Origin of the sequence: Streptomyces griseomycini (genome assembly GCF_014203535.1) — a bacterium.
In the GTDB taxonomy this organism is placed as follows: Bacteria; Actinomycetota; Actinomycetes; order Streptomycetales; family Streptomycetaceae; genus Streptomyces; species Streptomyces griseomycini.
In genome coordinates this window covers 511,855-525,123 of the sequence record NZ_JACHJI010000001.1, presented here as the reverse complement: position 1 = coordinate 525,123, position 13,269 = coordinate 511,855, and the positions used below count along the sequence as shown (strand labels likewise).

Here is a 13,269-nt window from a genome sequence, read left to right as displayed (position 1 = left end):
CGAGTGCCCGACCGTCTCCCGGGGTCCGGGAGGAGCGGGCGGCCCGACCGGCAAGGATGGGGAAGCGGAAGATGGACAAGCAGCAGGAGTTCGTGCTCCGGACGTTGGAGGAGCGCGACATCCGGTTCGTGCGCCTGTGGTTCACCGACGTGCTGGGCTTCCTGAAGTCCGTGGCCGTCGCCCCGGCCGAGCTGGAGCAGGCGTTCGACGAGGGCATCGGCTTCGACGGCTCCGCCATCGAGGGCTTCGCCCGGGTGTACGAGTCCGACATGATCGCCAAGCCGGACCCGTCGACCTTCCAGATCCTCCCCTGGCGCGCGGAGGCCCCCGGCACGGCCCGCATGTTCTGCGACATCCTCATGCCGGACGGCTCCCCGTCCTTCGCCGACCCGCGCTACGTCCTCAAGCGCGCGCTGGCCCGCACCTCCGACCTGGGCTTCACCTTCTACACCCACCCGGAGATCGAGTTCTTCCTGCTGAAGGACAAGCCCGTCGACGGCACCCGCCCGACCCCCGCGGACAACTCCGGCTACTTCGACCACACGCCGCAGAACGTCGGCATGGACTTCCGCCGCCAGGCGATCACCATGCTGGAGTCGATGGGCATCTCGGTGGAGTTCTCGCACCACGAGGGCGCCCCCGGCCAGCAGGAGATCGACCTCCGCTACGCCGACGCGCTCTCCACGGCCGACAACATCATGACGTTCCGCCTGGTGATGAAGCAGGTGGCGCTGGAGCAGGGCGTGCAGGCGACGTTCATGCCGAAGCCCTTCTCCGAGCACCCCGGCTCCGGCATGCACACCCACCTCTCGCTCTTCGAGGGCGACCGGAACGCCTTCTACGAGTCCGGCGCCGAGTACCAGCTCTCCAAGGTCGGCCGCTCCTTCATCGCGGGCCTGCTGCGGCACGCGGCGGAGATCTCCGCGGTCACCAACCAGTGGGTCAACTCCTACAAGCGCATCTGGGGCGGCACGGAGCGCACGGCCGGCGCGGGCGGCGAGGCCCCCTCCTACATCTGCTGGGGCCACAACAACCGCTCGGCCCTGGTCCGCGTCCCGATGTACAAGCCCGGCAAGACCGGCTCGGCCCGCGTGGAGGTCCGCTCCCTGGACTCCGGCACCAACCCGTACCTGGCCTACGCCGTCCTGCTGGCCGCCGGCCTCAAGGGCATCGAGGAGGGCTACGAACTCCCGCCGGGCGCCGAGGACGACGTCTGGGCCCTCTCGGACGCCGAGCGCCGCGCCCTGGGCATCGAGCCCCTGCCCCAGAACCTGGGCGAGGCCCTGACCCTGATGGAGCGCAGCGACCTGGTCGCCGAGACGCTCGGCGAGCACGTCTTCGACTTCTTCCTGCGCAACAAGAAGTCGGAGTGGGAGGAGTACCGCTCCGAGGTCACGGCCTTCGAGCTGCGGAAGAACCTGCCGGTGCTCTGAGACGACGGCGGGGCCCCGGCCCGCCGAGGCACGGAGGCCGACGGTCACGGACCGTCGGCCTCTTTCCCGTTGTGCGTGGGCGCGCTCCCACGAGTTTCGGAGTGCTGCATTCCGTAACTGTGCGGAACCTTGCCAGTCCCTCGGGTGTCGCTCTACTGTCGCCGAAAGAAAGCGCTTTCCCAACAGATGAGCCGGGTCGTGCGGCCACCCTCCGGCCGTTCTACTGTCATGCCCATGACATGAACAAGGGCGTGCCCGGCGTGCGAAGACGAAAGGCGAGGCGAGGATGAGACGATCAGTCGCACTGCGACTCTCCGCCGCACTGGCCACGGGCGCTCTGGCGACCGTGACCGGCGTGGCGCTGTCGACGCCCGAGGCGTCGGCCGCCGTGAGCGGCGGCGCCACCGGCTACGCGACCCAGAACGGCGGGACCACCGGCGGCGCGGGCGGGCAGACGGTGCGCGCCACCACGGGAACCGCCATCCACCAGGCCCTGTGCAACCGGGCCGGCAGCAGCACCCCGATCACCATCCAGGTCGAGGGGACCATCAACCACGGCAACACCACCAAGGTGTCGGGCGGCAGCTGCAGCACCGCCGCCGACAGGATCGAGCTCAAGCAGATCAGCAACGTCACGATCGTCGGGGTCGGCGGCGGAGCCGTCTTCGACCAGCTGGGCATCCACATCCGGGAGTCCAGCAACATCATCATCCAGAACGTGACCGTCCGGAACGTCAAGAAGTCGGGCTCGCCCACGTCCAACGGCGGCGACGCCATCGGCATGGAGAGCGACGTCCGCAACGTCTGGGTCGACCACGTCACCCTGGAGGCGTCGGGCGGGGAGTCGGAGGGCTTCGACGGCCTCTTCGACATGAAGGACAACACCCAGTACGTGACCCTGTCCTACAGCACCCTGCGCAACTCGGGCCGCGGCGGCCTCATCGGCTCCAGCGAGAGCGACACCTCGAACGGGTACGTGACGTTCCACCACAACCTGTACGAGAACATCGACTCCCGCGCGCCCCTGCTGCGCGGCGGCGTCGCCCACATCTACAACAACCACTACAAGAGCCTCAACGAGTCCGGCATCAACTCCCGCGCCGGCGCCCGGGCCAGGGTGGACAACAACTACTTCGAGGACTCCAAGGACGTCCTCGGCACCTTCTACACCGACGCGGCCGGCTACTGGCAGGTCAACGGCAACATCTTCGACAACGTGACCTGGTCCGGCCGCGGCGAGGACAACAACCCGGCCGGCCCGAACCCGCAGTCCAACACCAGCGTCAGCGTCCCCTACTCCTACAGCCTCGACGCGGCCTCCTGCGTGCCGAGCGTCGTCAGCCAGACGGCGGGCGCGGGCAAGGGCCTGAAGGTGTCGGACGGCAGCTGCACGCCGCAGACCCCGGACCCGACCCCGACCGACCCCACGCCGGACCCGACCGACCCGACCCCGGACCCCACCGACCCGACGCCGCCCACCGGGACCAACCTGAGCCTCGGCGCCGGCGCCGACGGCTCCAGCAAGGCGAGCGGGACCAGCTACGGCAACGTGCGGGACGGGAACATGAGCACCCACTGGTCGCCGGCCGGCTCGACCGGTTCCGTCTCGGTCAAGTGGGGCTCCGCCACCACCGTGTCCAAGGCCGACATCCGTGAGGCGGCGGGTTCCGAGGGCGCCATCCGCTCCTGGCGGCTCGTCAACCACGACACCGGCGCCGTCCTGGCCTCCGGCGGCGGGGCGGGCGCCGTCAGCTTCCCCTCGACCTCGCTCAAGAAGATCACCCTCGAGATCACGAGCTCCAGCGGCACCCCGAAGGTCGCCGAGTTCGAGACCTACGCCGGCTAGCCGGCCCGGGGGCCGCCCTCGCGGCGGCCCCCTCCCTCGTCCGTCAGGGGGCGACCGCCCCGCCCGCACCCGTCACGAAGCGGCTCCACGCGGCCGGCGTGACGGTGAGGAGGGGACCGTCGGGGGCCTTGGAGTCCCGGACGCGGACCGCGCCGGGGGCCAGGGCGACCTCGACGCAGTCGTTGGGGTTGCTGCTGTCGCTGTAGCTGCTCCTGAACCAGATCAGATCGGTGTCGTTCCCGCCTGAGCCCTTGCGGTTCATGTCTCCCCCAGCGCTTGTTCGATGAAGGCCAGTGATTCCCGTGCGGTCAGCGCCTCGGCTCGGATGATGCCATAGCGCAGTTCGAGGATCCGTAGGTGGCGGGGATCGGTGACGGGGCGGCTGCCGAACTCGTCGTCGGCCCGGCCCACCGCTGTGCCGTCCCCGAACTTGAGGACTTGAATCCGCCCTCCCGTACCGGGGTGGTCCCCACGGGCCGTCGGCATCACCTGAATGTCGACTTGCCGCAACTGCGCCAGCTCCAACAGGTGTTCCAGCTGCCTGCGCAGGACCGCGGGGCCCCCGACGGGGCGCTGGAGGGTCACCTCCTCCTGCACGAAGCTCAGTTCCGGAGCGGGCCTGCGCTCGAAGACGGCCCTGCGGGCCATCCGCGCGGCGACCGCCCTCTCCAGCTCGTCCTCCGACAGCGCCGGCCGCCGCGTGCTCAGCAGTGCGTGGGCGTACTCCTCGGTCTGCAGAAGCCCGTGCAGATTGTGACTCCCGTAGGAAAGGATCTCGACCGCCTGGGACTCCAGCTTCGCCAGGTCCCGCACCTTCTTCGGGTACCGGACCTTCGCCACGTCCTCCTTCATCGCGGCGAGCAGTCCGCCCGCCCCCAGCACCTCGTCCGCCCTCTCCAGGTACTCGGGCCGGGGGATCCGCTTGCCGCCCTCGACCTTGTAGACGAGGTCCTCCCCGTATCCCACCGCCGCCGCGAACTCCGCGGCCCGCATCCCCACGGCCTCCCGCCGCAGCTTCAACTGCCGCCCCACCGTGGCGACGACGGCCACCCCCCACTCGTCGTCCGGGTCGACCTCCCACCCCGGTTCGTCCGCCCGCACCCCGTCCCCGAGCCGCACCGCCCCGCCGTCCACCGACATCCGCACCCCTCCGCCGTACGAGCCGTCCCGCGATGCGGCTCACGGTAGGCGGGCCGGTGACGCCGAGTGACGTGAACGGACCTCGCGGCACGCCAACGGGTGACTCGGCCCGGTTGTGCGCACAACTGGAAACTTCCGTTTACATTTTCCAGCGATGACAACTAGAGTTGTCACATGACCTCCTGTGAGATCACCCCGGAAGAGCGGACGGAGCTCCACAAGGCCCTCCACGCCGCCCTCAACCCGCTTGCGTCGGCCCTGCGTTCCCGTGCGTCGGGGCTCCCGGAGGACCGCATGTGGGAGGCGGACCCCGTCGAGGTGGCGCTGTCCGTCCTCGCCGCCTGGAAGGCGGTGGACACCGAGGTCAAACGGCTGACGGCGATCGCGGCGGGAACCGCCGGCTCCTACGGTGCGAGCTACGAGCAGATGGGGGCCGTCTGGGGCATCACCCGGCAGGGCGCCCGCAAGAAGTGGCCCGGTGCCGTCAGCCGCCCGGCGGCCGCCGCGGCGCACCCGGGGGCCGTGCTCGAACTGTGCGGCGGGACGGCCGAACTGGCGCGGGACCCCTCGTCCGGCGGCTGGAGGTGGACGGGGGAGGGGGCCGACGGAACGCGCGGTGCGTCCGACGGCGACACCTCGTACGCGACGAAGGAGGAGGCGGCGGCCCACGCGGGGGCCTTCCTCGGGGAACACGCCGCCGAGCGGTCCTGAGGCACCCGGCCCGGACGGCGCGGCGTGCTGCACGGTGGGCGGGACGGGGCGGGGTACCCGGGGGGCATGTTCTTCTTCTTCAGCAACCGGGTCGGTTGCATCGGCTCGCTGATCATCAGCGCGGTGGCGACCGTCATCCTGCTCCTGATCTTCACCCGCTGACCCCCGGGTCCACGACGGCCGCCCGCCGGGCGGCACGGCAGGGCCCCGTCCCGGGCCGTGCGCGGCCCGGGACGGGGCCCTCCTCGCGGTCCGTACCGCCGACGCCGTCGGCGGCCGGCCTCACGCGGGCCCGAAGCGGTCCCCGGTCTCGTCCTTGAGGTGGCGGCCGGAGTCGCGCGCCTGGTCGGCGACCTGGCCGGCCTGGCCGCGGGCCTCGTCCTGCGTGGTGCGGGCGGCCTGTTGCGCGGTGTCCTTCACCTCCGCGGCCGCGCTCTGCGTGACCTCCTTGGCGCCTTCCTTCAGGTGCTGCGCGGACTCGGCGGCGGCCTGCTTCACCGGCTCCAGCGCCTCGCCGCCGCGCTCCATCAGCTCGGTGGCCTTCTGCTGCTCGGCCCGGGAGGCGGGCAGCAGCGAGGAGGCCAGCAGGCCGACACCGAAGGCGACCAGGCCGGCGGCCAGCGGGTTGCCCTGGGTCTGGCGGCGGGCCATCTCGGGCGTCTGCTGGACGGCCTGCCCCGCCTGACCGGCGACCTCGCGCGCCGACTCGGCGGCCCGTCCGGCGCCCTCCTGCACCGAGCCGGCCGCGGAACCGGCCGCCGACTGCACCGAGCCGGCCGCCGACCGCGCGGTGTCGGCCACCCCGTGCGCGGTGTACGAGGCGGTGCCCATGACGCGGTCACGGACGCCCGAAACGGTGCGGCGCATCCGCGCCTTGCGGCGGCGGGCCATGCGGCGCGGGCTGGTCCGGTCGGCCAGCTGGTCCACGTCCGCGGTCAGCTGGTTCCGGGTGGCCGCTATCTCGGCCCTCATTTGGTCGGGTGACGTGCCCATTCCGCGTCCTCCTTCAAGGTCTCGACGGTTCGCTCGGGCTTCGGGGAGACGGTGCGCATCCGTGCGCGGCCCTTCTGGTACAGCACGGCCGCGGCGACGGCCCACGGCACGGCGACGATCAGGGCGGCCCAGCCCCCGTCCATCACGTTGCCCAGGCCGTACATGGCCGCCAGCGACAGGAACAGCAGCACCATGTAGCCGGCGAAACCGGCGCCGCCGTACATCCCGGCGGCCTTGCCCGCCTTGGTGCCCTCCTCTCTGACCTCGGCCTTGGCCAGCTCGAGCTCCTGGCGGAAGAGGACCTGCAGGTCCGAGGCCACCCTGGACAGCAGCTCGCCCACGGACCTGTCCGGCCCCTGGGGCCGCGGCTCGGCCGCGCGGGCCCGGGACAGGGGTGACAGCGCGGCCATCTCACACCTCCGGGAACGGGCGTCCCGGCGTCCCGGTCGGCGGGGTCGACGGGGTCGGCGGCGCGGTCCCCGGCGGGGGAGCGGTCGGCAGTGCCTGGGAGGCCGGCGCCACCGGCGGCGCCAGCGCGCCCTCACCCGGTGCCGGGGTCACCCGTTCCTGCCCGTGCCCGTCGGTCCGGGAGGCGGTCTGTGCCACCTTCGCCAGGCGGCCGACGGCCAGTCCGGCCAGCAGCGCGCCGCCCAGGAAGGCGCCGGGGCGGCGCCGGGCGAAGCCCTGGAGGTCGGTGACGAGGCCTTCCAGGCCCTGCCGCTCCAGGTAGTCGGCCGCCCGCTGCCCCTTGTCGCCCGCCTGAGCCGCCAGACTGCGGGCGGGCGAGTCCTTCTCGGCGTGGGCGGCCAGGTTGGAAAGGTCGCCCGCCCACTGCCGCAGCGTCTCGGCGGCGCGCCTGGTCTGCCCCTCCGCCTCGTCCATCGCGCGGCTGCGCAGGTCGTCGATGACCGTGCCGGCCTGCTGCCGCGCCTCATCCACCACGGTCCGGGCCTGCTCCGCCGCGGTCCCCGCGACCTGGGTCGCGGCCTGCCTGGCCTGACCGGCCGTCGCGGAGGTCTCTGCCTTGACCTTCTCTCCGGTGCTCCCGGATCCGGTCCGTACGGACTCACTCATCGGCGACTTCTCCTCATCCGGATGTCCTGCGTGCGGCCCGTGTCCCCGGTGACCCGGCGCGTGCCGGAGCAGTGCGCCGGAACACCGCACGGGACCGTCCGTCCCACCCCGAGTGGCCATTTGTCATCGTTTGACACGCTCTGCAGAGGTATGTGTGGCACAAGACCGGCCGACGGGCCCGTGCGCCGGGAGGGGCCCGAAGCGCGCCCGGCGGACGGCGGCCGCTCCTGCCCCCGGATCCCTCCCGGCGGCCCGCGGACCATGACCGGTCACGCCTCAGCCTGCTTCGCCAGCAGGCTGTGCAGGGGTTCCGCGGCCCGGCGCCGGTACTCCTGGACCGCCCAGCCGTTGCCGTCCGGGTCCTTGAAGTACATGAACGTGGCGCCGTCGTCCGGGGCGTACCGGACCGGCTCGGAGACCTCCACGCCGCGCGCGGTCAGCTCCGCGCGGGCCGCCTCGATGTCGGTGACGCAGAGCTGGAGGCCCTGGTAGGAGCCGGGGGCGGGGCGGGGGCCGGCCATGGTGTCCCAGACGGTGTCGCCGAGCGCGATCGAGCAGCCGGAGCCGGGCGGGGTCAGCTGGACGATGCGCATGCCCGGCACGACCTCCTGGTCGATGTCGACGTGGAAGCCGACCCCGTCCCGGTAGAAGTCCCTGGCCCGGTCGATGTCGCTGACGGGGAGCGGGATCACTTCGAGGGTCATGTCCATGAGCGCGTCTCCTTCGGTGGGCGGTGAACGGCGGTGCCGGATCAGCCGCATGGTCCCTCCCCGCGACGGACCCCGCACGCGCGCGGGACCCATCGCGGGCCGTCCCGGGGCCACGGGCCGGCACTCCGGCTAGGCTCATGGCCGTACGACCCTGATCCGAGGCACGAGGGAGGCCGGGGATGACGTCGGCGCCGGGGCGCAGGAGCAGTACCTTCACCCGACTGCTGCGGCACGGCTTCACCGACCCCTCCGCCGCCGAGCGGCTGCTGGACGGCCCCGAGCTGGCGGCCGTGCGCACCGACCCCGTACTGCTGGAGGCCCTCGGCGCCACCGCCGACCCCGACCTCGCGCTGCTCGGGCTCGCGCGGCTGCTGGAGGCGCAGCCGGGGGCCACCGCCCGCCAGGAGCTGCTGGACACGGTCATCGCCGCCAAGCCGCTGCGGGACCGGCTGCTCGGCGTGCTCGGCGCCTCCGCCGCCCTCGCCGAGCACCTCGTCCGGCACCCGAGCGACTGGCAGGCCCTCGTCACCTACGAGCCCCGCGACCTGCACCCGGGCGTCGAGGAGTTCGAACGCGGTCTGGCCGGCGCCGACGACCCGGTCTCGCTCCGCGTCGCCTACCGGCGCTGTCTGCTGTCCATCGCCGCCCGGGACGTGTGCGGCACCACCGAGGTCGCCCAGACCGCCGCCGAGCTCGCCGACCTCGCCACCGCCACCCTGCGCGCCGCCCTCGCCCTCGCCGGGGCCGCCGCGCCCGAGGACGCCGCGCTGTGCCGGCTCGCGGTGATCGCGATGGGCAAGTGCGGGGGACACGAGCTCAACTACGTGTCCGACGTCGACGTCATCTTCGTGGCCGAGGCCGCGAACGGGGCCGACGAGGACAAGGCGCTGCGCGCCGCGACCCGGCTCGCCTCGCACCTGATGCGGATCTGCTCCGAGACCACCGTCGAGGGCTCCATCTGGCCCGTGGACGCCAACCTGCGGCCGGAGGGCCGCAACGGGCCGCTCGTGCGCACCCTCGCCTCCCACCTCGCCTACTACCAGCGCTGGGCCAAGACCTGGGAGTTCCAGGCGCTGCTCAAGGCCCGCCCGGTGGCCGGCGACCTCGCGCTCGGCGAGGAGTACGTCGCCGCGCTGCAGCCGCTGGTGTGGCAGGCCGCCGAGCGGGAGAACTTCGTCGCCGACGTGCAGGAGATGCGCCGCCGGGTCGTGGCGAACATCCCCGTCGCCGAGGTCGACCGCCAGCTCAAGCTCGGCCCCGGCGGCCTGCGGGACGTCGAGTTCGCCGTGCAGCTGCTGCAGCTGGTGCACGGCCGCGCCGACGCCTCCCTGCGCAGCGGCACCACCCTCGACGCGCTGGAGGCCCTCGCCGCCGGCGGCTACGTCGGCCGCGCGGACGCCGCCCAGCTCGACGACGCCTACCGCTTCCTGCGCTCCCTGGAGCACCGCATCCAGCTGTACCGGCTGCGCCGCACCCACCTCGTCCCCGAGGACGAGGCCGACCTGCGCCGCCTGGGCCGCTCCCTGGGACTGCGCACCGAACCGGTCGCCACCCTGACCCGCGAGTGGCGGCGGCACGCCTCCGTCGTACGGCGGCTGCACGAGAAGCTGTTCTACCGGCCGCTGCTCGACGCCGTCGCCGCGCTCGCCCCCGGTGAGGCCCGGCTCAGCGCGGAGGCGGCCCGGGAGCGGCTGGTCGCCCTCGGGTACGCCGACCCGGCCGCCGCCCTGCGCCACCTGGAGGCGCTGGCGTCCGGCGTGAGCCGCAAGGCCGCCATCCAGCGCACCCTGCTGCCCGTGCTGCTCGGCTGGTTCGCGGACTCCGCCGACCCGGACGCCGGTCTGCTCAACTTCCGCAAGGTCTCCGACGCGCTCGGCAAGACCCCCTGGTACCTGCGGCTGCTGCGCGACGAGGGCGCCGCCGCCGAGAACCTGGCCCGCGTGCTGTCCGCCGGGCGGCTCGCCCCGGACCTGCTGATGCGCGCCCCCGAGGCGGTGGCCCTGCTCGGCGACGGGGACGGCGGGGGGCTCACCCCCCGCCCCCGCGCCCACCTGGAGCAGGAGGTCATCGCCGCCGTCCGCCGCGCCGACAACGCGGTGCAGGGTGTCACGGCCGCCCGCGGCGTGCGCCGCCGCGAGCTGTTCCGCACGTCCGCCGCCGACATCGTCGGCTCCTACGGCACCGAGTCCCAGCCCGCCGAGGCCGACCAGGGCGCCCTGGTGGACCTGGTGGGCGGCGCGGTGTCCGACCTGACCGCCGCCACCCTCGCGGGCACGCTCCGCGCGGTCGTCCGGGAGGGCTGGGGGGACACGCTCCCCACCCGGTTCACGGTCATCGGCATGGGCCGTTTCGGCGGGCACGAGCTGGGCTACGGCTCCGACGCGGACGTCCTGTTCGTCCACGAACCGCGCGACGGCGTGGACGAGCGGGAGGCGGCGCAGGCCGCGAACAAGGTCGTCGCCGAGATGCGCCGCCTGCTCCAGGTCCCCAGCGCCGACCCGCCCCTGCTCGTCGACGCCGACCTGCGCCCGGAGGGCAGGTCCGGCCCGCTGGTGCGCACCCTGAAGTCGTACGAGGCGTACTACCGGCGCTGGGCGCTGGTGTGGGAGCGGCACGCGCTGCTGCGCGCCGAGCCCGTCGCCGGGGACGAGGACCTCGGCCGCCGCTTCACCGAGCTGGTCGACCCGCTGCGCTACCCGGCCGACGGGCTCGACGAGGAGGCGGTCCGGGAGATCCGGCGGCTGAAGGCCCGGATGGAGTCCGAGCGGCTGCCGCGCGGCGCCGACCCCAAGCTGCACGCCAAGCTGGGCCCGGGCGGGCTGTCCGACGTGGAGTGGACGGTGCAGCTGCTGCAGCTGCGGCACGGCGCACGGGAGCCGGGGCTGCGCACGACCCGTACCCGCCAGGCCCTGGCCGCCGCCCGCGCGGCCGGGCTGGTCTCGGAGGAGCACGCCGCGATCCTCGACGAGGCGTGGGTGCTGGCCACCCGGGTGCGCAACGCGGTGATGCTGGTGCGCGGGCGGGCCGGGGACACCTTCCCCACCCAGCCCCGCGACCTGGCCGCCGTCGGCCGCTACCTGGGCTACGGCCCCGGCCACGTCGGCGACATGCTCGACGCGTACCGGCGCACGGCGCGCAGGGCGCGGGGCGTGGTGGAGGAGCTGTTCTACGGAGGTGCCTGACCCGCCGGGCCCGCCCGGCGGGACGGGGGTCCGGTCCGCCCGCCCGCCCGCCCGCCCGCCCGGCCGGACGGACCGGGTCAGTCGCGGGCCGGCCGGGGCCGGTGCACCGGTAGCGGGCTCCCGCCGCCGTCCGGCACCAGCCGGGGCAGGGCGTGCGGCGGGCTCCCGTACCAGAGCAGGGCCACCCCGTAGCCGAAGGCGAGGCAGAGCACGCCGCCCACCGCGTCCAGCCAGAAGTGGTTGGCGGTCGCGACGATCACCACGAGCGTGCCCGCCGGGTACACCAGGCCCAGGACGCGCACCCACGGGACGGTGGTCAGCGCGAAGATCGTCAGCCCGCACCACACCGACCAGCCGATGTGCATCGACGGCATCGCGGCGTACTGGTTGGACATGTTCTTCAGGTCCCCGGAGGCCATCGAGCCCCAGGTCTGGTGGACCATGACGGTGTCGACGAAGTCCTGGCCGCTCATCAGCCGCGGCGGGGCGAGCGGATAGAGGTAGTAGCCGACCAGGGCGATGCCCGTGGTCGTGAACAGGACCAGCCGGGTGGCCGCGTAGCGGCCGGGGTGACTGCGGTAGAGCCACACCAGGACACCCAGCGTCACCACGAAGTGCAGGGTGGCGTAGTAGTAGTTCATGCCGACGACGAGCCAGGTCACCGAGTTCACGGCGTGGTTCACGGCCTGCTCGACGGCGATGCCGAACCGCTGCTCCAGCTCCCAGATCCGGTCGGCGTTGCGCAGCGCCTCGGCCTTCTGCTCGGGCACGGCGTTGCGGATGAGCGAGTACGTCCAGTAGCTCACCGCGATCAGCAGGATCTCGAACCACAGCCGGGGCCGGCGGGGGGCACGCAGACGACGCAGGCGGCCCCGCTCCACCCCGTCCGCCGGGTCCGCGACGGGATGCGGAACGGCCTGCTCGCGGCCTTCCAGCGTTGTCACGGTCGTGTCACCCATGGGCACAGAGTCTGCCAGACGGCCCCTCCCGCGCGGATCATCCCCCGGTCGGTTCCGTCCCGCGCGGTCCCGTACGGGCGGAGGTCCGCGAACTCCTCCCGCGGCAGTGCCCGAAAGGTCGTTCTCTCCACCCTAGGGACGATTCCGGTCCCCAGGAGCCGAAGCGGTCGAACCGCGCACCACCAGCTCCGGCATGAACACGAACTCGCTGTGCGGTGCGGGCGTCCCGCCGATCTCCTCCAGCAGCGTGCGCACCGCGGCCTGGCCCATCGCCGGGACCGGCTTGCGCACGGTGGTGAGCGGCGGGTCGGTGAAGGCGATCAGCGGGGAGTCGTCGAAGCCGACCACCGAGATGTCCTTCGGCACGTCCAGACCGCGCTGCCGGGCCGCCCGTATCGCGCCCAGCGCCATCATGTCGCTCGCGCACACCACCGCCGTGCAGTCGCGTTCCATGAGCGCCGTGGCGGCCGCCTGGCCGCCCTCCAGGGTGTAGAGGGAGTGCTGGACCAGCTCGTTCTCCACCGTCTCGGCACTCAGCCCGAGTTGGTCCTGCACGGTGCGCACGAACCCCTCGATCTTGCGCTGCACCGGCACGAACCGCTTCGGCCCGAGCGCCAGGCCGATGCGGGTGTGGCCGAGGGAGACGAGGTGGGTGACCGCGAGCGCCGTCGCCGCCCGGTCGTCGGGGGAGATGAACGGCGCCTGCACCTTCGGCGAGAAGCCGTCCACGAGCACGAACGGCACGCCCTGCGCGCGCAGTCGCTCGTAGCGCTGCATGTCGGCGGTGGTGTCCGCGTGCAGTCCGGAGACGTAGATGATGCCGGCCACCCCGCGGTCCACGAGCATCTCCGTCAGCTCGTCCTCCGTCGATCCGCCGGGGGTCTGGGTGGCGAGCACCGGGGTGTACCCCTGGCGGGTCAGCGCCTGCCCGATGACCTGGGCCAGGGCCGGGAAGATCGGGTTCTCCAGCTCGGGGGTGATCAGGCCCACCAGGCCCTCGCTGCGCTGCCGCAGCCGCACCGGACGCTCGTAGCCCAGCACGTCGAGGGCGGCGAGCACGGACTGGCGGGTGGTGGCGGCGACGCCCGGCTTGCCGTTGAGGACGCGGCTGACGGTCGCCTCGCTCACCCCCGCCTGGGCGGCGATGTCGGCAAGTCGTGTGGTCACAGAACCGGACTGTAGCGGCCGTTTCCGCCCTTGCACACCGAGCGCACGCCTGCC

12 protein-coding genes are annotated in these 13,269 nt (G+C 73.2%); 4 read left to right on the top strand and 8 right to left on the bottom strand.

All coding sequences use genetic code 11. The annotated features are described in order from the left end of the window. Nucleotides 1-71 precede the first annotated feature (71 nt). Entirely contained in the window at nucleotides 72-1,433 is a 1,362-nt protein-coding gene (gene glnA2, locus FHS37_RS02380; RefSeq protein WP_184817313.1) for a gamma-glutamylpolyamine synthetase GlnA2, read from the top strand. Between the two features lie 286 nt (nucleotides 1,434-1,719). After that, the gene (locus tag FHS37_RS02375; protein WP_184817312.1) at nucleotides 1,720-3,279 is read left to right on the top strand and encodes a pectate lyase family protein; all 1,560 of its coding nucleotides are present in this window, start codon (nucleotides 1,720-1,722) and stop codon (nucleotides 3,277-3,279) included. A 43-nt stretch (nucleotides 3,280-3,322) separates the two neighbouring features. Here FHS37_RS02375 and FHS37_RS02370 read toward each other — a convergent pair whose 3' ends face one another. Together FHS37_RS02370 and FHS37_RS02365 are read right to left on the bottom strand one after the other, a co-directional pair. Beyond that, nucleotides 3,323-3,541 (bottom strand): DUF397 domain-containing protein, encoded by a 219-nt coding sequence (locus FHS37_RS02370; RefSeq protein WP_184817311.1) that lies wholly within the window; start codon nucleotides 3,539-3,541, stop codon nucleotides 3,323-3,325. Beyond that, nucleotides 3,538-4,419 (bottom strand): helix-turn-helix domain-containing protein, encoded by an 882-nt coding sequence (locus tag FHS37_RS02365; protein ID WP_184817310.1) that lies wholly within the window; start codon nucleotides 4,417-4,419, stop codon nucleotides 3,538-3,540. The genes FHS37_RS02370 and FHS37_RS02365 overlap by 4 nt, the downstream gene beginning before the upstream one ends. Before the next feature lie 174 nt (nucleotides 4,420-4,593). Between FHS37_RS02365 and FHS37_RS02360 the strand changes: the two genes are divergently transcribed. Next, complete coding sequence (locus tag FHS37_RS02360; protein WP_184817309.1) at nucleotides 4,594-5,130, top strand: hypothetical protein; 537 nt, start codon at nucleotides 4,594-4,596, stop codon at nucleotides 5,128-5,130. Between the two features lie 282 nt (nucleotides 5,131-5,412). Here the strand turns inward: FHS37_RS02360 and FHS37_RS02355 are convergent, their stop codons facing one another. From FHS37_RS02355 to FHS37_RS02340, 4 genes are all read right to left on the bottom strand, one after another. Continuing rightward, on the bottom strand, nucleotides 5,413-6,123 hold the full coding sequence (locus tag FHS37_RS02355; RefSeq protein WP_184817308.1) for a DUF3618 domain-containing protein: 711 nt from the start codon (nucleotides 6,121-6,123) through the stop codon (nucleotides 5,413-5,415). Then, nucleotides 6,099-6,533, bottom strand: a complete 435-nt coding sequence (locus tag FHS37_RS02350; protein WP_184817307.1) for a phage holin family protein — start codon at nucleotides 6,531-6,533, stop codon at nucleotides 6,099-6,101. Before FHS37_RS02350 ends, FHS37_RS02355 begins: the two co-directional genes overlap by 25 nt. A gap of 1 nt (nucleotide 6,534) precedes the next feature. Continuing rightward, nucleotides 6,535-7,197, bottom strand: a complete 663-nt coding sequence (locus tag FHS37_RS02345; RefSeq protein WP_184817306.1) for an ATP synthase subunit B family protein — start codon at nucleotides 7,195-7,197, stop codon at nucleotides 6,535-6,537. A 269-nt stretch (nucleotides 7,198-7,466) separates the two neighbouring features. Continuing rightward, entirely contained in the window at nucleotides 7,467-7,907 is a 441-nt protein-coding gene (locus FHS37_RS02340) for a VOC family protein (RefSeq protein WP_184817305.1), read from the bottom strand. Between the two features lie 179 nt (nucleotides 7,908-8,086). On the opposite strand from FHS37_RS02340, the gene FHS37_RS02335 reads away from it, so the two are divergent. Beyond that, nucleotides 8,087-11,089 carry a bifunctional [glutamine synthetase] adenylyltransferase/[glutamine synthetase]-adenylyl-L-tyrosine phosphorylase gene (locus FHS37_RS02335; RefSeq protein WP_184817304.1) on the top strand — a complete coding sequence of 1,001 codons (3,003 nt, stop codon included), beginning with the start codon at nucleotides 8,087-8,089 and terminating at the stop codon, nucleotides 11,087-11,089. Between the two features lie 77 nt (nucleotides 11,090-11,166). Here the strand turns inward: FHS37_RS02335 and FHS37_RS02330 are convergent, their stop codons facing one another. Together FHS37_RS02330 and FHS37_RS02325 are read right to left on the bottom strand one after the other, a co-directional pair. Then, on the bottom strand, nucleotides 11,167-12,048 hold the full coding sequence (locus FHS37_RS02330) for a phosphatase PAP2 family protein (protein ID WP_184817303.1): 882 nt from the start codon (nucleotides 12,046-12,048) through the stop codon (nucleotides 11,167-11,169). 132 nt (nucleotides 12,049-12,180) lie between these two features. Further along, nucleotides 12,181-13,215 carry a LacI family DNA-binding transcriptional regulator gene (locus tag FHS37_RS02325; protein WP_184817302.1) on the bottom strand — a complete coding sequence of 345 codons (1,035 nt, stop codon included), beginning with the start codon at nucleotides 13,213-13,215 and terminating at the stop codon, nucleotides 12,181-12,183. Between the last annotated feature and the right edge of the window lie 54 nt (nucleotides 13,216-13,269).

Coding starts and splice junctions, on each gene's coding strand:
- glnA2 (WP_184817313.1), top strand. CDS start 72: ATGGACAAGCAGCAGGAGTTCGTGCTCCGGACGTTGGAGGAGCGCGAC.
- FHS37_RS02375 (WP_184817312.1), top strand. CDS start 1,720: ATGAGACGATCAGTCGCACTGCGACTCTCCGCCGCACTGGCCACGGGC.
- FHS37_RS02370 (WP_184817311.1), bottom strand. CDS start 3,541: ATGAACCGCAAGGGCTCAGGCGGGAACGACACCGATCTGATCTGGTTC.
- FHS37_RS02365 (WP_184817310.1), bottom strand. CDS start 4,419: ATGTCGGTGGACGGCGGGGCGGTGCGGCTCGGGGACGGGGTGCGGGCG.
- FHS37_RS02360 (WP_184817309.1), top strand. CDS start 4,594: ATGACCTCCTGTGAGATCACCCCGGAAGAGCGGACGGAGCTCCACAAG.
- FHS37_RS02355 (WP_184817308.1), bottom strand. CDS start 6,123: ATGGGCACGTCACCCGACCAAATGAGGGCCGAGATAGCGGCCACCCGG.
- FHS37_RS02350 (WP_184817307.1), bottom strand. CDS start 6,533: ATGGCCGCGCTGTCACCCCTGTCCCGGGCCCGCGCGGCCGAGCCGCGG.
- FHS37_RS02345 (WP_184817306.1), bottom strand. CDS start 7,197: ATGAGTGAGTCCGTACGGACCGGATCCGGGAGCACCGGAGAGAAGGTC.
- FHS37_RS02340 (WP_184817305.1), bottom strand. CDS start 7,907: ATGGACATGACCCTCGAAGTGATCCCGCTCCCCGTCAGCGACATCGAC.
- FHS37_RS02335 (WP_184817304.1), top strand. CDS start 8,087: ATGACGTCGGCGCCGGGGCGCAGGAGCAGTACCTTCACCCGACTGCTG.
- FHS37_RS02330 (WP_184817303.1), bottom strand. CDS start 12,048: ATGGGTGACACGACCGTGACAACGCTGGAAGGCCGCGAGCAGGCCGTT.